The sequence below is a fragment of the Nocardia sp. NPDC050408 genome (genome assembly GCF_044458905.1).
Taxonomy (GTDB): domain Bacteria; phylum Actinomycetota; class Actinomycetes; order Mycobacteriales; family Mycobacteriaceae; genus Nocardia.
Genome location: NZ_JBITIL010000004.1, coordinates 372,575 through 391,770, shown reverse-complemented (window position 1 = coordinate 391,770; position 19,196 = coordinate 372,575). Strand labels below are relative to the sequence as shown.

General features: G+C 65.3%; 22 protein-coding genes. 15 read left to right on the top strand and 7 right to left on the bottom strand.

Annotated features, from left to right (window positions below; translation table 11 throughout):
• Window positions 1–12: 12 nt before the first annotated feature.
• From ACIBJI_RS15115 to ACIBJI_RS15105, 3 genes are read left to right on the top strand one after another with little or no spacing between them, the layout of a single operon-like run.
• Entirely contained in the window at window positions 13–1,053 is a 1,041-nt protein-coding gene (locus ACIBJI_RS15115; RefSeq protein WP_396955334.1) for an L-idonate 5-dehydrogenase, read from the top strand.
• Between the two features lie 30 nt (window positions 1,054–1,083).
• The gene (locus ACIBJI_RS15110) at window positions 1,084–2,301 is read left to right on the top strand and encodes an aspartate transaminase (protein ID WP_364354828.1); all 1,218 of its coding nucleotides are present in this window, start codon (window positions 1,084–1,086) and stop codon (window positions 2,299–2,301) included.
• A 29-nt stretch (window positions 2,302–2,330) separates the two neighbouring features.
• Window positions 2,331–3,002, top strand: coding sequence for a 4-carboxy-4-hydroxy-2-oxoadipate aldolase/oxaloacetate decarboxylase (locus ACIBJI_RS15105; RefSeq protein WP_364354825.1), 672 nt, complete (start codon window positions 2,331–2,333; stop codon window positions 3,000–3,002).
• A gap of 3 nt (window positions 3,003–3,005) precedes the next feature.
• Here the strand turns inward: ACIBJI_RS15105 and ACIBJI_RS15100 are convergent, their stop codons facing one another.
• Entirely contained in the window at window positions 3,006–4,010 is a 1,005-nt protein-coding gene (locus ACIBJI_RS15100) for a LacI family DNA-binding transcriptional regulator (RefSeq protein WP_364354822.1), read from the bottom strand.
• Window positions 4,011–4,175: 165 nt separating this feature from the next.
• Between ACIBJI_RS15100 and ACIBJI_RS15095 the strand changes: the two genes are divergently transcribed.
• The 8 genes from ACIBJI_RS15095 (at window position 4,176) to ACIBJI_RS15060 (ending at window position 10,996) form a co-directional block, all read left to right on the top strand.
• Window positions 4,176–5,171 carry a substrate-binding domain-containing protein gene (locus ACIBJI_RS15095; RefSeq protein ID WP_364354819.1) on the top strand — a complete coding sequence of 332 codons (996 nt, stop codon included), beginning with the start codon at window positions 4,176–4,178 and terminating at the stop codon, window positions 5,169–5,171.
• A complete protein-coding gene (locus ACIBJI_RS15090) occupies window positions 5,168–6,136 on the top strand; it encodes an ABC transporter permease (RefSeq protein WP_364354816.1) in 969 nt (322 codons plus the stop codon). Before ACIBJI_RS15095 ends, ACIBJI_RS15090 begins: the two co-directional genes overlap by 4 nt.
• 9 nt (window positions 6,137–6,145) lie before the next feature.
• A complete protein-coding gene (locus ACIBJI_RS15085; protein ID WP_397084549.1) occupies window positions 6,146–6,916 on the top strand; it encodes an ATP-binding cassette domain-containing protein in 771 nt (256 codons plus the stop codon).
• Complete coding sequence (locus ACIBJI_RS15080) at window positions 6,913–7,857, top strand: ribokinase (RefSeq protein WP_364354810.1); 945 nt, start codon at window positions 6,913–6,915, stop codon at window positions 7,855–7,857. The genes ACIBJI_RS15085 and ACIBJI_RS15080 overlap by 4 nt, the downstream gene beginning before the upstream one ends.
• Before the next feature lie 27 nt (window positions 7,858–7,884).
• Window positions 7,885–8,271 (top strand): D-ribose pyranase, encoded by a 387-nt coding sequence (rbsD, locus tag ACIBJI_RS15075; protein ID WP_364354807.1) that lies wholly within the window; start codon window positions 7,885–7,887, stop codon window positions 8,269–8,271.
• 190 nt (window positions 8,272–8,461) lie between these two features.
• Window positions 8,462–9,850 (top strand): amidase, encoded by a 1,389-nt coding sequence (locus ACIBJI_RS15070; protein WP_364354804.1) that lies wholly within the window; start codon window positions 8,462–8,464, stop codon window positions 9,848–9,850.
• Window positions 9,851–9,911: 61 nt separating this feature from the next.
• The gene (locus tag ACIBJI_RS15065; RefSeq protein WP_040689570.1) at window positions 9,912–10,481 is read left to right on the top strand and encodes a DJ-1/PfpI family protein; all 570 of its coding nucleotides are present in this window, start codon (window positions 9,912–9,914) and stop codon (window positions 10,479–10,481) included.
• A 62-nt stretch (window positions 10,482–10,543) separates the two neighbouring features.
• Entirely contained in the window at window positions 10,544–10,996 is a 453-nt protein-coding gene (locus tag ACIBJI_RS15060; protein WP_396955328.1) for an SRPBCC family protein, read from the top strand.
• Between the two features lie 25 nt (window positions 10,997–11,021).
• On the opposite strand, the gene ACIBJI_RS15055 is transcribed toward ACIBJI_RS15060, so the two are convergent.
• Window positions 11,022–11,942 (bottom strand): EamA family transporter, encoded by a 921-nt coding sequence (locus tag ACIBJI_RS15055; protein WP_397084546.1) that lies wholly within the window; start codon window positions 11,940–11,942, stop codon window positions 11,022–11,024.
• Between the two features lie 239 nt (window positions 11,943–12,181).
• Between ACIBJI_RS15055 and ACIBJI_RS15050 the strand changes: the two genes are divergently transcribed.
• Window positions 12,182–12,685, top strand: coding sequence for an Lrp/AsnC family transcriptional regulator (locus ACIBJI_RS15050; RefSeq protein ID WP_364354991.1), 504 nt, complete (start codon window positions 12,182–12,184; stop codon window positions 12,683–12,685).
• Between the two features lie 23 nt (window positions 12,686–12,708).
• Here ACIBJI_RS15050 and ald read toward each other — a convergent pair whose 3' ends face one another.
• Both ald and ACIBJI_RS15040 read right to left on the bottom strand, forming a co-directional pair.
• A complete protein-coding gene (gene ald / locus ACIBJI_RS15045; RefSeq protein WP_397084544.1) occupies window positions 12,709–13,815 on the bottom strand; it encodes an alanine dehydrogenase in 1,107 nt (368 codons plus the stop codon).
• Between the two features lie 186 nt (window positions 13,816–14,001).
• Window positions 14,002–14,520, bottom strand: a complete 519-nt coding sequence (locus ACIBJI_RS15040; protein WP_364354789.1) for a PadR family transcriptional regulator — start codon at window positions 14,518–14,520, stop codon at window positions 14,002–14,004.
• Between the two features lie 90 nt (window positions 14,521–14,610).
• Between ACIBJI_RS15040 and ACIBJI_RS15035 the strand changes: the two genes are divergently transcribed.
• Window positions 14,611–15,171, top strand: coding sequence for a hypothetical protein (locus ACIBJI_RS15035; RefSeq protein ID WP_364354786.1), 561 nt, complete (start codon window positions 14,611–14,613; stop codon window positions 15,169–15,171).
• A gap of 17 nt (window positions 15,172–15,188) precedes the next feature.
• Window positions 15,189–16,490: a carotenoid oxygenase family protein gene (locus tag ACIBJI_RS15030; RefSeq protein WP_397084542.1), complete on the top strand. Its 1,302-nt coding sequence runs from the start codon at window positions 15,189–15,191 to the stop codon at window positions 16,488–16,490.
• Window positions 16,491–16,492: 2 nt separating this feature from the next.
• On the opposite strand, the gene ACIBJI_RS15025 is transcribed toward ACIBJI_RS15030, so the two are convergent.
• Window positions 16,493–17,470: a zinc-binding dehydrogenase gene (locus ACIBJI_RS15025; RefSeq protein ID WP_364354780.1), complete on the bottom strand. Its 978-nt coding sequence runs from the start codon at window positions 17,468–17,470 to the stop codon at window positions 16,493–16,495.
• 53 nt (window positions 17,471–17,523) lie between these two features.
• Window positions 17,524–18,261: a PP2C family protein-serine/threonine phosphatase gene (locus ACIBJI_RS15020; protein WP_397084540.1), complete on the bottom strand. Its 738-nt coding sequence runs from the start codon at window positions 18,259–18,261 to the stop codon at window positions 17,524–17,526.
• 263 nt (window positions 18,262–18,524) lie between these two features.
• Here ACIBJI_RS15020 and ACIBJI_RS15015 point away from each other — a divergent pair, with 263 nt between their 5' ends.
• Complete coding sequence (locus ACIBJI_RS15015) at window positions 18,525–18,716, top strand: hypothetical protein (RefSeq protein WP_364354774.1); 192 nt, start codon at window positions 18,525–18,527, stop codon at window positions 18,714–18,716.
• Window positions 18,717–18,762: 46 nt separating this feature from the next.
• Here the strand turns inward: ACIBJI_RS15015 and ACIBJI_RS15010 are convergent, their stop codons facing one another.
• On the bottom strand, window positions 18,763–19,161 hold the full coding sequence (locus ACIBJI_RS15010; protein WP_364354771.1) for a hypothetical protein: 399 nt from the start codon (window positions 19,159–19,161) through the stop codon (window positions 18,763–18,765).
• Between the last annotated feature and the right edge of the window lie 35 nt (window positions 19,162–19,196).

The window sequence follows — 19,196 nt, the reverse complement described above, 5'->3', positions numbered from 1 at the left end:
TCGCTGCTACCGATGACCGAATTGCCTTCTCGCACATTGGGAGTCGTGGCACATACGGCGGGCGATCTTCGCGTCGAAGCCATTGCCCTTACACCGCCGGGACCGTCCGATACGGTCGTGGAAATCGCATACGGCGGCATCTGCGGATCCGACCTGCACTACTGGACCCATGGAGCCGCAGGCGAATCGATCCTGAAGGCACCGATGCTACTCGGACACGAGGTGGTCGGCACGGTGGTCCAGCAGGCCGCAGACGGTGGCGGGCCCGGAACGGGTACCCGGGTGGCGGTACATCCGGCGACGCCGGGCGGCAACAGCCCGCGCTATCCCACCGATCGTCCCAACCTGTCGCCCGGGTGCACCTATCTCGGCAGTGCGGCCCAATTCCCTCATACACACGGAGCATTCACGCGTTATGCGGTGCTGCCGTCCCGGATGCTCCGACCGCTGCCCGATGGTCTTCCGCTGCGAACGGCGGCCGTAGCGGAACCGGCTTCGGTTGCCTGGCATGCGGTTTCGCGCGCGGGGGAGGTCGCGGGAAAGAACGCGCTGGTGATCGGTTGCGGTCCGATCGGCGCGCTAGTGGTGTCGGTACTGCGCCGCGCCGGTGCCGCCGCGATCACGGCAGTAGACATCCATGATTATCCACTGGCTATTGCTCGCGAACTCGGCGCGACCACAACGTTGAAGGCCGACGACACCGACATGATCGCCGCGGTGGACGCCGACATCGTCATCGAATGCTCCGGCAACCGCTTCGGACTCGAATCCGCCATTCGTGGCGCCACCCGAGGTGGCCGGGTGGTCCTGCTCGGGCTACTGCCCACCGGACTTCAGCCCGCGCCGCTGTCGCTGGTCGTCACACGTGAACTCGAGGTCGTCGGATCGTTCCGCTTCAACGACGAGATCGACGCGGTACTCGACGCACTCGCCGATGGGAGCCTAGTCGTCGAGTCGGTCATCAGCCACGAGTTCCCCCTTCGAGATGCCTTGGCGGCCTTCGCCGTCGCCAAGGATGCCGCGGCCTCCGCCAAAGTGCTGCTGGCTTTCTGAACCCTATGTCGATCTCCCCAGGAGGAAAGCATGTCTCCCGTTCCCCTCGCTGCCCTCGCCGCCCGCGTCGAGCGGATGCGAGAATCGCCGAGTTCCGCTGCCGCACAACGGGTTCGTGAGCTACGCGCGTCAGGTCGGGTGATCCTCGACCTGACCGTAGGCGAACCGGATTTCGACAGCCCCGATCATGTGAAGGCCGCAGCGATCACAGCCATGAACTCCGGGCTCACCAAATACACTGCGGTGAACGGTATTCCGGAGCTGCGGCAGGCTATTGCGGCGCGGATACTCGACCGGACCGGAAGCACAGTCGGCGACAACGAGATCACCGTCGGCGGCGGGGCCAAGCAAGTCATCTTCATGGCGCTGATGGCGACGGTCGAAGAAGGCGACCAGGTCATCGTGCCGTCGCCGTACTGGGTGTCCTATCCGGATATGGTCACCCTGCACGGTGGCACGCCCATTGTCGTGGACTGCCCCGAATCGGACCGATTCCTGCTCACCGCAGCGGGATTGGAGGCGGCGATCACTCCTGCCACGAAATGGGTGATCCTCAACGGGCCGTCCAACCCGACCGGCGCGGTGTATAGCGCGGAGGAACTCGCGGCACTCGCCACCGTGCTGGAGCGGCACCCGCACGTGAACATCTTGTGCGACGAGATCTACGACGAGATCGTCTTCACCGATCAGCGCACCCCGAGCCTGCTGTCCGTGGCGCCGCAACTGCGCGATCAGATCTTCGTCGTCAACGGAGTTTCCAAGTCCTACGCGATGACCGGCTGGCGACTCGGGTACGGAGTGGGGCACCCACATCTCATAGCGGCGATCAACAAACTGCAGTCGCAGAGCTCGTCCTGCCCGTCCTCGATCAGCCAGGCGGCCGCGGCCGCGGCGATTTCCGGCGACCAGAGCTTCGTCGCCGAGTCGATCGTGCGCTACCGCGCGCGCCGCGACCTCATGTTCGACCTGCTCGCCGACGTGGACGGACTCGCACCGGTGCGGCCGCAGGGCGCGTTCTACCTGTTCATGGGATGCGCCGGACTCCTCGGCAAGCGGACGCCGGACGGCCGAGTGCTGCACGACGACCAGGACGTCGTGCTGTATCTGCTCGAGACCGCCTCGGTCGCGACGATCCAGGGCTCCGCCTACGGCGCGCCGTCATACCTGCGCATCTCCTTCGCCACCTCAGCGGACGTGCTGCGCACCGCCGCCGCCGAAATCGCGAAAGCCGTTGCCGCACTGAGCTGACCACAGCCCGACCCCATCACGGAGAAACCATGGTTCACGTCACCACCAAGATCGACCGTGCCGACCGCGCACTCATCGACGAACTCGGCACCTTCTCGGCGGCCACCATCCACGAGGCCCAGGGCCGCAAGGGCGCACTCGACTCGGACATCAAACCCATCGACCGCGACATGTCCTTCTGCGGATCCGCATTCACCGTCGTCTGCCACCCCCGCGACAACATCATGCTGCAGGTCGCGATCAGCTATGCCCAACCCGGCGACGTGCTCGTCGTAGCATCCGGCGACCAGCCCGCCGGGCAATTCGGCGACGTCCTCGCCAATGCGTGTGCCGCCCGCGGCATTTCCGCCCTCGTCACCGACGGCGGCGTACGCGATACCCGAGAAATCCGCGAACTCGGGTTCCCGGCCTTCGCCAAGCATGTCTCCATTGAGGGCACCGTCAAGGAAACCCTCGGCCCCATCAACCAGCCCCTCGTCTTCGGCGGCCAAGTCATCTATCCGGGCGATATCGTCAAGGGCGACTGCGACGGTGTCGTGGTCATCCGACGCGAAGAAATCCGATCCGCAATCGCCGCCTCCCGCGAGCGCGACTCCGCAGAGGCGACCTACATCGAACGCTACAAAACGGGTGAGACCCCCATCCAGGTCTCGAACCTGGCCGCGATCCTGGAAGCCAAAGGCCTCACCGTCGACCAGTAGCCCTCAGAACTCGTCGGGGCAGCCGCACGAACCTCTGGTGTGCAGTGCCGCTTCGAGATTCACCACTCCGGGGCGGGGTGTGTGGTCGTCGAGCTGTTGTAGTAGCAGGTCGATGGCGGTCTCGCCCATGAGACGGGTGGGCTGGACCATGGTGGTCAGACCGGGGCGGGTGTAGCGGGAGTATTCGATTCCGTCGAAGGCGACCACGGCGAGGTCGTCGGGTACGCGCAGTCCGGCGTCGTAGGCGGCGCGGAGCATACCCATCGCCTGTAAATCGCTGGTTACGAAAATCGCTGTGGGGCGGCGTGAATCGGCCATGAGGTCGGCCAGTGCGCGGTAGCCCGCGGCACCGCCGAAATCCGTTCGCACGATACGTCCTTCGGCAAGTCCGGCGGCCGCCAACGCATTTCGGTAGCCCTGCACGCGGTCCTCCGCGGTGGACACGTGCGGACCGCTCAGGCAGGCGATTTCGCGGTGACCGTGTCCGATGAGATGGGCGACGGCCTGCTCCGCGCCCGCGACCGAATCACACATGACGTGCGCGCAACGCGCCGGATCGATGACGCGGTCCAGTGCCACCAAGATCATGCCCGCCTCCTCGCAGGCATCGGCGATGCCGGTCTCCCAGGACGACGAAATCGCAAGCAGCCCTTCGACTCTGCGATCGATGAAGGTGCGCACATAGGCGCGTTCGCGTTGCGCGTCGCCGGCGGCATTGCCGACGAACAGCGGATACCCTCGCGCGAAGGCAGCCGCCTCGATCACTGCGGACAGTTCGGCGAAGAACGGGTTCGCGCCGTCCGGAATCACCATGCCCAGCGCATGTCCGCGGTTCATGCGCAGGCTGCGCGCGGACATATTGGGCCGGTAGCCGAGTTCGGCGATGGCCGCCTCGATCCGGGCCTTGGTCGCGGGCGCGACCTGCCGCGGTCCGCCATTGAGCACATAGCTCACCAGCGCCGGTGACGTACCGGCCAGCCGCGCCACGTCGGCTCGTGTGACTGCCATCGGAAATCTCTCCTTGCTCCGACCGTCCATCCAAGCACTCCGCACAAGTACTTGACAGCCGGTGACTCGGGTCACACACTACTCATCAACTCGCGTTGATCAACACGAGTTGATACTTGAGACGGATAGGTCGAACTCACGATGAATGCTCGATTCAGGCGTGCAATGGCGCCGCTTGTCCTCATCGGCGCGCTTGCCGCCGCTGCCTGCGGTCGCGGTGGACAGGACGGAGGCGACGGCGATTTCAAGATCGCGATCGTCACCCGGAACTTCACCAACCCCTACTGGGCGGCATTGCGTGACGGCGCCCTCGCGGAGGGACAGAAGCTCGGGGTGAAGGTCACGGTGCAGGCCGGACAGTCCGAGACCGACGCCGACGGTGAGAATGCCCAGATCTCCACCCTGGCCGCGCAGGGTTACGACTGCTTCGGTGTGGTGCCGGTCAATGCCACGAATGTGATCACGCCGCTGACGCCGGTGGCGCGCAAGAACATTCCGATCCTCGATCTCGACACCCAGATCGATGCGAAGGCCTCCGCTCAGGCCGGGGTGTCGTATGCGAGCTTCATCGGCTCGGACAATCTCGATGCGGGCCGCATCGCCGGGCAGAAGATGCTCGAGGTGCTCGGCGGCACCGGCAAGGTCGCAATCCTGCAGGGGATCGCGGGCGAGCAGAACGGCATCAACCGCGACCAGGGCTTCACCGATGCCGTCGCGGGCAAGCTGGAGATCGCGCAGAAGGCGCCCGCCGACTACGAACAGGACAAGGGCCTGCAGGTCACCGAGGCGATCCTGAAGGCGCATCCGGATATCACCGGCATCTTCGCGGCCAATGACACCATGGGCCTCGGTGCGGCACAGGCCATCAAGAACGCGGGCCGGACCGGCCAGATCAAGGTGGTCTCCGTCGACGGCATCCAAGCCGCCCTCGATGCCGTCAAGGCGGGCACCCTGACCGGCACGGTGACCCAATACCCGTATGCCGAAGGACAACTCGCGGTGCAGAGCTGCCTGGCCGAGCACCAGGGCAAGAAGCTGCCCGAGCGCGTGGTCTCCCCCATCGCCTTCATCGGCAAGGACAATGTCGACCAGCAGATCGCGGCGTTCCCGCGCCCGATCGTCGCCTTCGACAACCCGGTGGAAGGGCTGTTGAACAAGTGACCGCAGAGGCAACCGAAGAACTCCGCGCGCGTGAGGGGCGCACGGAGATCCTCGCCAAGGTCGCCGAATTCGCGGCACCGCTGGCCCTGGTCGTGTTGTGGGTGGCATTCTTCATCGCCACCCCGAACTTCCTGACGGCGGAAAATATCGGCGATCTGCTGGTCGCCTCGACCATCCTCACCGTGCTCGCGCTCGGTCAGCAGTTCGCGATCACCGTCGGCGGCATCGATCTGTCGGTCGGCGCCAATCTGCCATGGGCGGCAGCGGTTCTCGGCTATCTGGCCAGCCACGGCTACCCGATGGCGGTCGCCATCGGGGCGGCGATCCTCGCCGGACTGGCGGTCGGCGTCGTCAACGGTGTGCTGGTCGGCCGACTGCATATGACCGATTTCGTGGTCACACTCGGCATGTTGAGCGTGCTCAACGGCATCACCCTGCTGCTGACGCATGGCAATACCGAGGCCGTGAGTTCCCGCTTCCTACAACGGCTCGCACTCGACGGTATCGGTCCGGTGCGCTGGTTCTGGCTGCTGGCACTGCTCGCCGCACTGGTCGTGGCGGGCATCATCTTCCGCACCCGGATCGGCACTCATCTACTCGCCACCGGCGGACGACTGGAGGCCGCGCGCGACACCGGTATCTCGGTGAACCGGATCCGGCTGTTCGCCTACGCCATGTCCGGATTGCTGTGCGGCATAGCCGGTGTCATGCTGGTCGCCCGCAACGGCGGCGCGGATCCGTCGCTGCAGACCACCTACCTGCTGAGCTCGATCGCCGCGGTGGTGCTCGGCGGTTCGTCACTGTCCGGCGGCAAGGCGTCGGTGCTCGGCACCGTCTGCGGTGCGGTGCTGTTCACCTCGCTAATCAACGGGTTCACCATTCTCGGCATCTCGCAGTACTACCAGCCGGTCGCCGTCGGCGCGGTGCTACTGCTTGCCGCCGGCATCGCCCGCTTCCGAAAGTAGGCCAAGGACATGACGATTCCATTGCTGGAGGCGCGCGAGCTCACCAAGTCCTTCGACTCGGTGCGCGCGTTGGCCGGGGTCTCGCTGACGATTCCGAAGGGCGAGGTCACCGCCCTGGTCGGCGATAACGGCGCGGGCAAGTCGACATTGGTGCGCTGCCTGACCGGCGTGCAGACACCGGATACCGGGCAGATCCTGTTCAAGGGTGAACCGGTGCGCCTGCGCTCACCGGAGCACGCCCGCAAGATGGGTATCGAGACCGTGTATCAGGATCTCGCTCTCATCGACGATCTGGCCGTGTGGCAGAACCTGTTTCTCAACCGCGAATTGGTATATCCGTTCGGCATCGTCAACCGCAGGGCGATGATCGCCCGCAGCAGCGAGATCCTGCGCGATCTGGATGTCGATGTGCCCTCGGTGCGTACCACCGTGCGCCGGATGAGCGGCGGACAACGCCAGAGCATCGCCATCGCCCGCGCGGTGGCCTGGGGCAAATCCATGGTGATCATGGACGAGCCCACCGCCGCGCTCGGCGTGCGGGAGACCGCGGCGGTCGAGAAGTTGGTGCGCGGCCTGCGCGAGCGCGGGATCACCGTATTGATCATCAGCCACGATCTGGCACAGGTCATGCGGATCTGCGACAATGTCGTGGTGCTGCGACGCGGCAAATCCGTTGCGGCACATCGGATCAACGAAGTGGACGGCGACCGGTTGGTCGCATTGATCACCGGTGCCGCACCCGGCAATCTGGAGCTCACCGCGAACGGAGCCGAGTCGTGACGGTTGTCGTCCTCGGCTCGGTCAACCAGGACATCGTCTGTGAGGTGCAACAGCTGCCGCGGCCCGGCGAGACCGTGCTGGCACTGCGCTCGCGAACCAACCTGGGCGGCAAGGGTTCCAATCAGGCCGTCGCGGTGGCACGAGCGGGCGGCCGGGTCGAATTCATTGCCAGAATCGGCCGTGATGCCGATCCCGGACTGCGAAAATCGTTGCGCGAGTACGGTGTCGAGCTCACCGCACTGCGCGAGGTGCAGGACGCGCGGACCGGAACCGCCTACATCACCGTCGCCGACGGCGAGAACCAGATCGTGGTCGACCCCGGCGCCAACTTCGGCTGGGAACCCGAATCCGAACTCGACACCATGGCCGAGGCCGACTTGCTGCGGTCGGCGGAAGTCGTCGTCGCACAGTTGGAAGTGCCGCCGAACGTGGTCGAATGGGCCGCGCGCCGAGCGCGCCGGTTCGTCCTCAATGCCGCTCCGGCGACGGCGCTGCCGGATGAGCTGCTGCGCCGCTGCCATCCGCTGATCGTCAACGAATCCGAGCTGTCGGCACTGACGGGAACCACCGCGCGGACTCCCGAGCAGGCATTCCACTTGGCCCGTTCGCTGTGCCTGCGCGGGGTGCAGTCCGTCGTCGCCACATTGGGGGCCGCCGGGTCGGTGTGGGCGCACCGCTGCGATGTGCCGGCCCCGGTTGCCGGTGGCTATCAGGCTGCGCCACAGGTGAATTCGGTGGATTCCACCGGTGCGGGCGACGCCTTCGTCGGTGCGCTGGCCACCGCACTCGCCGATGGTATGCCGCTCGGTGGCGCCGTGGCCTACGCCACCGCGGCCGGTGCGCTCGCCGTCCAGACACCGGGAACCCACGCCTCCTACCCCACCGGGGCTCAGATCGTCACAGCGCTCGCGGCCATCCCCATCGCCCAGCCCCTCGTCTGACCCCCTTCTTCGACAAGGAATCGAACTTTGCGCACCAGCGGACTCATTCACGCCGAATTGCTCGCCGCACTCACGGCGCTGCGCCATACCGACCTCTTCGCCGTCAGCGATTCCGGTCTGCCGACACCTGTCGGCGTGCCGGTCATCGACCTGGGCATCAGCTACGGATTTCCGCGGTTCGAGCCGGTACTCGAACTGATCCTGGGAGAGGTGACTGTCGAAGCCGCTTGGGGCAGCCGCGACGTCGCGGACACTAATCCGGAGGCCGCGGGCTTGCTCAGCGGCCTCAACGCCGAGTTGATCGACCACGACGACTTCAAACAGCGCATCGGAGCCTGCCGATTCGTGGTGCGCACCGGCGAGGCCCGGCCGTACGCCAATGTGTTGCTGCGGGCCGGGGTGCCCTGGCTGTAGCGTTCGGAAATATTGTTACCTGCAATATTGAACCCAGCGCACGCGCGGTCCGTATCAATTGCGGAATGGTCAGTTGACTAACTACTGTCGGTGCTCGGATCAATGACTGATTCCACAGGTCAGGCCAGGTGACGACTGCTCGCAGCTCGATCGAAACAACACGACGTGTGGGTCGGAGGGAGCGGTAGAGATGGATCTTCGCGAGGTCGTATCCGCGGGTGTGTGGGAGCAGCGGCAACTGCTGGACCAAGGGGTGCTGACGGCCCGTGAACTGATCGAGGCGACCCTCGACGGGATCGAAGAGGCGGGCGAGCTCAATGCATTCACTCGCGTGCTGCACGAACAGGCCATCGCCGAAGCCATCGAACGGGATCAGCTGGACGTCGCGGCGCGTGGACCGCTGCACGGCATCCCGATCGCGGTGAAGGACGAGATCGATGTGGCGGGCGTCCCGACCACCTTCGGTACCCGCGCCAACCTCACCCCGGCGGTCGCCGATGCCGAGGTGGTGCGGCGGCTGCGTGCGGCGGGTGCGGTCATCGTCGGCAAGACCACCATGCCGGAATTCGGGCAGTGGCCCTACACCGAGTCCACCACCTACGGGCTGACCCGCAATCCGTGGGATCGGACTCGCTCCACCGGCGGCTCCAGCGGCGGCTCCGCCGCGGCGGTCGCCGCGGGGTTGGTGCCCGCAGCGCTCGGTGGGGACGGCGGCGGCTCGATCCGCATTCCGTCCGCCTGCTGCGGACTTTTCGGCCTGAAAACCCAGCGCGGACGGGTGCCGACCGCACCGAACACACATCTGTGGTGGGCTTTGGGCGTTATCGGACCACTCACCCGAAGCGTGCTGGATTCGGCGATCATCTACGATGTCATCCGCGGCGCCACACCGGCCGATCGCTTCCACGCGCCCGATCCGGCGATGTCGTTCGAGGAGGCCGCGCGGCGCGCACCGACGCGCCTGCGCATCGGCTACACCACGAAATCACAGACGGTTCTCGCGAGAGCGGTTCCCGAACATGTGCGTGCGGTGCACGACACCGCCGAACTCCTTACCCAACTGGGCCACACGGTCTTCGAGATCGATCCGGACTATCCCGATTTCACGTTCGCCTTCTATCCGCAGTTCTACGGTGGTGTGCGCGCCGAGATCCCGCTCGTCGACCATCCGGAACGGCTCGAACGCCGTACTCGCCAAACCCTGGCGCTCGCTTTCTGGGCACGTCGGCCGGTGGTCGAATGGGCCATGCGCCGCGGTGAAGCCTTGGCGCGCAAGGCCGATCGCATCTTCGACAAGTGCGATCTGTTGCTGACCCCCACCATCGCACACCGCCCACCGCGGGTCGGTGTCCTCGACAATACGAATACCGTCCGCGCACAAATCGCCTCGGTCCCGATGGTTGCCTTTACTGGACTCTGGAATGTGACCGGACATCCCGCCGCCTCACTACCCGCGGGCATGGCCAGCGATGGGCTCCCGCTGGCGGTCCAACTGGTCGGACCGTCGAATGGTGAGACCACCATCCTGTCCGTCGCCGCCCAACTCGAACGAATTCGGCCGCATCCCCGCCTTACGTAGCCCGAAAGCCCCTGCCTCCGCTGCCGATTGTCGATAAAATTCGCACCGGAGGTGATGTCCCGTGACAAGCGTGTTGCTGATCACCGGAGACGCGGCCGAAGACCTGGAGGTCATGTACCCCTACCAGCGGCTGCTCGAGGAGGGGTACGAGGTCCAGGTGGCCGCCCCCACCGCCAAGAAGCTGCAGTTCGTGGTGCACGATTTCGTCGACGGTTTCGATACCTATACCGAGAAACCCGGACACACCTGGCCCGCCGATATCGCGCTGGCAGATGTCGATCCGAGTCGGTACGCGGCATTGGTACTGCCCGGCGGACGCGCGCCGGAGTATCTGCGCGGCGATGCGGAGTGTCGCAGGGTCGTCAAACATTTCGTCGACGAGGACAAACCGATCGCGGCACTGTGCCATGGTCCATTGATTCTGCTTGCCGTGGGCGCGCTCAACGGTCGTTCGTCGAGCGCCTATCCGGCGTTGGCACCGGATCTGAATGCCGTTGGCGCACAATGGGAAGACAGTCCGGCCCATGTCGACGGCAATATCGTGACCGGTCGCGCGTGGCCGGACCATCCGCAGTGGATGCGCGCGTTCTTGGAGGTGTTGCGCGCCAAGGCGCCAGCTCCGGGTCAGTAGCCCTGGCATCCCGCCTCTCACGACACTACTATCGCATGTAGTAGACAAATGGGAGGGGTGTTATGGAAACCATGACAATCGAGCGCGTCATTGCGGCGCCGATCGATGACGTCTTCGACTGGCTGACCAACGCAAGTAACTACACGAAGGCGCGAATCGTGCTGCGCGAGCACCTGATCCAACAGGGCGAGACGGCACCGTACGGGCTCGGCGCCGTCCGAATCCTGACATGGGGCATCGGCTGGTTCCGCGAACGCATCACCGGCTACAACGCACCGCACGAATTCAGCTACCTCGTCGAGCGCAGCGTTCCGGCGTCGCGCCACGAGGGTGGCCGACTGATCTTCACCGAGGTCGACGGCGGCACGCGGGTCACCTGGACCACCACCGCCGAGGCGCGCCTACCCTTCGCCGCAGCCTGGTTCACCCGCGTCCTCGCCAAACCGGTGATTCTCCACTCCTTCGGCAAGGTGCTCGACGCCGCCGAATCCGCACTGGCCCAAGCGAATCGGTAACCCTGCGGCGTCGAGCACCGAACCGTCAGCGGTCGCGCACGCCGATCGTCAGGAATGCGAGCCCGAGTGCCAGCACAGCCAACCCGCACCATGACACGATCGGCAACCGCTCACCGACCACAACCACACCGAGCACCGCGGCCACGGCGGGTTCGGCGAGCGTCAATGTCGTTGCCACCTGCGCGGTCGTATGCCGCAGGCCGTAACCGAACAGACGATAGGCAACGAAGGTGGTGAACACCGCCAAATGCAGTGCCACCGCGATACCGCGACCGGTATGCAGCCAGGAAGTCTCGGTACACAACACAACCGGCAGCACGAGCAATCCGGCAATGCCGAACATCGTGCCCATCACCGCATTCGACGAATGACCATGCGCGATGAGCCTGCCGCCGATCAGCGAATAGACGGCGTAGGTGAGTCCACCGAATGCGGCGAACACGATGCCGAGCAGGTCGACCTGCGCGGTCCCGCCCGTCACCTCCGGCCCGAGCACGAGGACCGCACCGCCGAGTACCGCCGCCGCGGTGGCGCCGCCCCATCGCCGGCTCGTCCTCCCCTGTCCGGACACCCAGGCCAACAGACCGGCGAAAACCGGCGCGCTACCGAGCGCGATCACCGTGGCAACGGCCACCCCCGTCCGCGCCACAGCCGGATAGAAGGTCACCGGATACCCTGCCACCGCCAACGCCCCGACCACAACCAACCACCACTCGCCGCGAGTGCACCGTAACCGCGCACCGGCGGACAAGAACAACAACAGCCCACCGAGCACCAACCCGGCAGATCCGATCGCCGCAGCGGACGCACCCGCGGGAGCGAATGAACTCGTGGTTCCGGTAGTCCCCCACAGCACCGCCGCGGTCAGGATGGGAACCGGACCACTGAACGCCCGAACACTCGAATGCCCAACCGCAACAACATCTTTGATATCAGACAAGGCCATGCACTTCCGTCATCGAATTCGACAGGGATTCGAAACGGGCGCACGACATCACCTCGAGACTGTCCTCAGAAACAGCCCGGACCGCGAATCAGGAATTCAGCAGGTGCGCCCGATCAGGCGCACGGCGGCGGCGTAACGGCATGCCAGTAGATACCCACGCGACGATCCTAGCGCAGCGACCGGCCCTCGATCGAATGATCTTCGATACAGTTGACCTGGTGAGGAAGATTGATTCGCCGATCGGACCGGCGGTCGGTGCCGTGCGGACCGCGCCCGGTCCGGCGGTGCAATTGGACGATATCGACCGGATACTGCTCGATCAGCTCGCACGCGACGGCCGCATGACCAATAGCGCGCTCGCCGATGTCGCGGGCATCGCGCCGTCGACGTGTCTGGGGCGGGTACGGTCGCTGGTGGAGCGCGGCGTGATTCGCGGCTTCCACGCCGACATCGATCCGGCCGCGCTCGGCCGGAATCTACAGGCCATGATCGCGGTTCGGGTGCATGGCAATGCACGTCCGCACCTCGCCGAGTTCGGGGAGCAATTGGCCGAACTCGACGAAGTGCTGAACGTGTATTTCATCGCAGGCGCCGACGACTATCTGATCCATGTCGCCACGGCCGACACCGAGGGACTTCGGGTCTTCGTACTGCAACATCTGAGCGCACATCCCGCGGTCGCCTCCACCGAGACGATCCTCATCTTCGAGCACGTGCGCCCGCGAACCAGCCCGATGACTTAGCTCAGCCCCGGCTGCCATCCCGCTTAGGCGGCCAGCCTCTCAGTAGCGTAGTTGTGCGCGGCTGCAACGGATTCGGACAGCAGGTGGCCGCGGTGCGTGCTCAGACCGGCCGCCAGGCCCGGATCTGCGGCGACCGCATCGCGCCAGCCGCGCTCGGCGAGCGAAATCGCGTACGGCAGTGTGGCATTGGTGAGGGCGACGGTCGAGGTGTACGGCACCGCGCCGGGCATATTGGCGACGCAGTAGAAGACCGAGTTGTGCACCCGGTAGGTCGGCTCGGCATGGGTGGTCGGGCGCGAATCCGCGAAGCAACCGCCCTGATCGATGGCGATATCGACCAGCACTGAACCCGGCTTCATCTGTGCGACAAGGTCATTGGACACCAGCGTCGGCGCCTTCGCACCGGGTACCAGCACCGCGCCGATCACCAGATCCGCCTCCCGGACCAGACTCTCCACCTCGAAGCTGTTGGAGATGATGGTCCGCACCTGACCGCGATACTGCTCGTCCAGCGCACGCAGGCGCGCGATGTTCAGATCCAGTACCGTCACATCCGCGTGCATACCGACCGCGACGGCGATCGCATTGCTCCCTGAAACGCCGCCACCGAGCACGACCACCTTGGCCGGACGCGCCCCCGGCACACCGCCCATCAGCACGCCGCGGCCACCGCCGCTACGCATCAGGTGATACGCACCGGCCTGCGGCGCGAGCCGTCCCGCGACCTCGCTCATCGGCGCGAGCAACGGCAGCGATCCATCCTTACCGGCGACGGTCTCATAGGCGATCGAGGTGATCCCGGAGTTCAGCAGGGCGTCGGTGCACTCCTTGGATGCCGCCAGATGCAGGTAGGTGAACAGCAGCTGCCCCGCGCGCATGCGCGAATACTCCTCGGCTACTGGCTCTTTCACCTTGAGCACCATTTCCGCGGTGCCCCAGACCTCGTCGGCGGTATCCAGCACCCGTGCCCCGACGGCCGCATACGCCATATCCTCGAACGCCGATCCCTGGCCGGCACCGGCCTCGATGTACACCTCGTGTCCGCGCGAAACCAACTCGTGTACACCCGCGGGTGTGCACGCGACCCGGTACTCGTGATTCTTGACCTCGCGGGGAATTCCGATCTTCATCAACACTCCTGTACGTCGATCCGGCGGATTGGCGACATGTGATCGGTTCGATCACCTCAGTGTGAGTATGAAGATCATTCAAGATCAGGTCCATATTGTTGAAGATAGTTCTCCATCTCATGAGTATGTCATCCTGATATTCACATTTGAGGATCGGTCGAAGTCCTGACTCGAAACATATTCGAACTAGCGCTCCGGAATCTGCCCGATGGCCCACTCGGCCCACTCCTGGCTCATCGCATGGAAGCGCTGCCCCCACTCCATCGCGATGCGGCCGTAGACGGACAGGTCGTCATCGTCCCAGTCGATCGACGCCTCGAGTGCGGCCAGTTCGGCCCCGGCCTTCTTGGCTCCGTTTTCGATATCGGACAGGTAGTCGCGGGCATACGCCCGGGGAACCGCGCCGAGAAAGAAGACGCGCAGCAGCATTTCGTTGCGCGCCACACGTTTCGGCTTGGTCGTGGTGAGCCACTCCCGCAAATCCGTCAACCCCGCCTCGGTGATCGTGTACTCCTTGCGGCCGCGCGGACCCTCGTCCGAAACCGCGATCGAGCCCGCGTCGGCGAGTTTGGTGAGTTCGGTATAGATCTGACTCTGGGTGGCGGGCCAGACATTGGCCAGCGACACCTTGAATCGTTGCAACAGGTCGTAGCCGCTGGCCGGACGATCGGCCAGCAGTCCGAGCAGGGCGTACCGAAGACTCATGCCATCACCCTACCTTCCACTATTGACATGTCGAAAGATCAGCCTCTAACTTAGACATGTCAAAACTGGAATATCGAGGAGTTCTCCGACATGTCCTATCTGCGCGCTTTCGCCCCATGGATCCTCTTCGCCGTGGTTCCGTCGCAGTACTGGCAGTGGGGCGCGCTGGCTGCCTCGGGTGTCTCGGTGCTCGGCATCGCCCAGCAGATCCGTGCCGGTCAGCGCATGGAAGCCATGGCCATCGATATCGGCTCGGTTGCCTTCTTCGCGGCACTGACCGTCATCGCCTTCACCGATCCGAACAGTGCCCTGCACCCCTACACCCCGGCACTGTCCTCCGGCGTGCTCGCCCTGGTCGCGGGCGTCTCGCTGGCCGTGCGCACGCCATTCACGCTACCGATCGCCAAACAGACGACACCGCAGGAACTTTGGGATCATCCGATCTTCATCCGCACGGCATACGTCATCACTTCGGTGTGGACCGCGAGTTTCGTGATCGGCTGCGTCGCGCTGGCCGCGCTCGCACACTCCGCGTCGGGCGTGCGCACCACGGTGCAGATACTCGCCTTCGTCCTTCCGGTGGTTTTCACGATCCGCTACGTCGCCCTCATCCGGGCGAAGGCGAACTCGCTCGACCCTTCTGCATCCTGAACAGATTGGTATCCGTGATGTCCACCTCGGTTGCACACCTCACCGGCAACTACGCGCCCGTCACCGAAGAGCTCACCGCCTACGAATTACCGGTCACCGGAATGATTCCTGCCGCATTGACCGGCTGGTACCTGCGCAACGGCCCGAATCCGCACGCTGCGGCCTCCGCGCACTGGTTCCTCGGCGACGGCATGGTGCACGGGGTCCGGCTCGAACAGGGCCACGCGGTCTCCTATCGCAACCGGTGGGTCCGCACCTCCACCTTCACCGATGGCACCGCGGCCCGCGATGCCGATGGCAACCGTGACCTCACCGCCGGGCTCGCCAATACCCACGTCATCCGGCACGCCGGACGCACCCTGGCACTCGTCGAATCGTCCTACCCGTACGAATTGACCTGTGAGCTGGATACGGTCGGCCCCTACGATTTCGACGGCAAGCTGCGCACCGCCATGACCGCGCATCCCAAGACCTGCCCCACCACCGGCGAACTGCATTTCTTCGGCTACGACCTCACCGCGCCCTATCTGACCTACCACCGCGCGGACGCCGCTGGCAATCTGCTGGTCAGCCGCCCGATCGAGGTGCCCGCCGCGACCATGCACCACGACTTCAACCTCACCGCCGCCCATATCGTATTCATGGATCTGCCAGTGGTTTTCGATCTCGAAACCGCCAAATCCGGTGGCGGCATGCCGTTCCGGTGGCGCGACGACTACCAGGCCCGGCTCGGGGTACTGCGTCGTGACGACCCGCACGGCGACATCCGGTGGTTCCCGATCGATCCGTGCTACGTGTTCCACACGCTCAATTCCCACGATGAGCCGGGGCGGATCGTGCTGCATGTGATCCGCTATCAGAGTCTGTGGCGACAGGATTCACACCTTTCGGAGCGGGCCTCGCTATGGCGCTGGACCATCGATCTGGTCACCGGCACTGTCGCCGAGGAGCAGATCGACGATCGCGACGCCGAATTCCCGCGCATAGACGACCGGCTCGCGGGTCTGGACTCCCGCTTCGGCCACGCCACCGTCGCCGGGGACAGCGGCGCATTGCTGCGCTACGACCTGCACACCGGCACCAGCACGGCACACGAATTCGGTCCGGGCCGCATTCCGGCCGAGGCCGCATTCGCACCCGCGGACGAGCGCCCCGGCGGCGACGGCTATCTCATGACCTACGTCTACAACGCCGACACCGACCGGAGCGATCTCGTCATCCTCGACGCGTCCGAGCTGGCCGGGCCACCGGTTGCGACCATTCACCTACCCGCCCGGGTGCCCTACGGATTCCACGGAAACTGGCTGGCCGACAAGTGATTTCAACCGTTGACCGCAAGCACCAGCTTGCCGGTCGAAGTGCGACTCGCCATCAATCGATGTGCCTCGGCGACCTCGGACAGCGGGAACTCCGCGGTGATCGGCAGCTCCACCTGCCCCGAGGTGACCAACCGGAACGCCCGATCGGCGATCTCCCGCAAAACCTGCGGCGCATCGGCAGTGAGTCCGAGGATAGAGAATCCGGAGATCGATAGTCCTCGCGGGTAGAGCTCGGGCTGGCCGATCTGCCAGCCCGGCTCGCCACTGGCGTTGCCGTAGGAGATCAGCCGTCCGAACAGCGCGAGCGATTCGAGACCGCGCCGCAACGTCTGCCCGCCGACTGGGTCGAGCACGACATCGACACCGCGTCCGCCGGTAGCCTTCCGGACATCGGTCTCGAAGGTCTCGGCCAGGAAGGCGTCGTCGTAACCGAGTTTGCGCGCGTACTCCGCCTTGGCCTCGCTGGAGACCACGCCATAAACCGCACCGGCCCCGGCCAACTTGGCCACCTGCCCGACCACGGTGCCCACCCCACCCGCAGCGGCCTGCACCAGCACGGTCTCCCCCGGCTGCAACCTACCGACGGTATTGATCAGTGCATAAGCGGTCGGCAGGACCGTGGGAAGCGTTGCGGCCGTTCGCAAATCGACACCATCGGGCACCGCGAACACCGTGGCGGCGGTAACCACGGCGACCTCGGCATAAGCGCCGCCCTCGGTGATCGCCGCCACCGGCTGGCCGACCGCGAACCCGTCGACATCGGGGCCGATCGAGCGCACTCGCCCCGAAAGTTCGAGCCCCGGAACGAACGGCAGATCCCTGACCCGATACCCCACCGAACGCGCCTGCAAGTCGGCGAAGTTCACCCCGACATATTCGACATCGATCGCGACCTCACCAGAACCCGGCTCCGGCGCATTGAGCTCCACCTCCCGCAACACCTCGGGTCCGCCCAGCTCGCTGATCTGAATCGCCCGCATAACCCCACACTCCACTAGACGCACCGACCACATAGTTCTAGCAGGAAATGGGGTCAGCGGCAGTCCACCACGAGTGCCGTCGCATTATCGGTGCTACCGACCTGTAACGCATTGTCCACCAAGGTTTCCGCGGTATGAGCCGCGGTTCGGCCCGCGACGAGTATCGACTTGATCGCGACCATATCGAGCCGCTTGTGCACGCCGTCGGTGCTCAACAGCAGTCGGCCCCGGCTCGATCCGGTGGCTGCGCGACCGACGACGTCCGGACTGGCGGTGCGGGTGGAGGTGGTGACAAGGTGGTCCATGCGATTCGCCGGGCGAACCCCCCTGGCGCGCATGAACTCCGCGACGGTGTGGTCGGTGGTGATCTGATGCAGCACCCGACCATTCCAGCGGTAGGCGCGACAGTCGCCGACCCAGGCGATATCGCAGGGGCCGTCGGGCTGATCGGCGGCGGGTAGCACGGCGATCACGAGCACACTGTCGGCCTGCTCCTCCGGGAATTCACGCAGCAACTCCTGTTGGGCCGCGACCACCCCGGCCAGCGCGCCATTGCCCGCGCCGATCCGCGCGGCGACCGAAGCCGCGGTCCGCGCCGCCCTGGCCGCCGGCAGGTTGTCGCCGACCCCATCGGCGACGACGAATGCGGTGCGCCCGACGGTGGGGTCGGTGTAGGTGGCGAAGGCGTCCGCATTGAGCGAACGCCGCCCACGCATGCTCACCACACCGGGTGTGATGGCGAGCTTTACCGACTCGGGGCGGACGATGGCGATCGAAGCGGTTGTCTGCAAGGTCTGACCTCCTTGGGCTGGACCTGCCCCAATACTGCCGATCCGCACAAATCTGTAACTCCAGTGAACCTCGGTTTTCCGTGAACCGTGCCAAAATTACGTGAGGGATTCCTGTGAATCGTCGGCGCACCCAGCCGAACCGCCTGGCCGCCACTGGACCGTCATCGGCGGATTCTGCTCCGGCGCAGCCTATCCCGCAACTTTGCTACCCGATAGCCAACGCACTCTTTACACTGCGACGATCCACACCGAGGGAGCGTCGAGTGTCCACTACCGTTCAGGCCTTGTTCGTTGTCGTCGCCGTGCTCGTCGGCATAATCGTCGCGGTGATTTCCGGAATTCTCTCCAGGGCCAGCGGCTCGCCCGCGGGCATCGTGATCCGCGACGGCGGCGTCGCCTTCGCGGGCACGGCCGGTCTGACCCTGTTACTACTCAAGGCCATCGGGGTGCTCTGAGACCCCAGAGGCCGAATCCATCACATAATCGCGGAGCCTGCTGAGATCAACCGCCGAAGACGACGCAGGCGAAGTCGACGTGTACGCCGGTGCCGACTCGAACGTCCACCGTTGCGATGGGTGTGACGTCCGGCGCCTGCACGGCGCTGAGCGTGTGCGGGCCCGTCGTCTTCGGGATCCAGGTCAGCAGGGCGATGCCGCCCAGCGGACGGACCACTCCGAGTAGAACGCCGTTGTCGTAGAAGGAGACGAGTTCGGCCGCATTGTTGACGTAGGCCTCGGCGGTGGCCGGACAGTCGGTGCCGTAGTTGGTCGCGAGGCCGTAGTTCGAATCCGGCATCACCCCCACCCGGGTCACCGCAGCATTCGCCGTCGGCGCTGTGCACGCCCATGCGGCGATCGCGGTGCCCAGCATGGTCGCGGTTGTGATTGTTCGGTAGCTCATGATTCCTCGTCGTACGGTGCCGAGTTGCCAGCGCA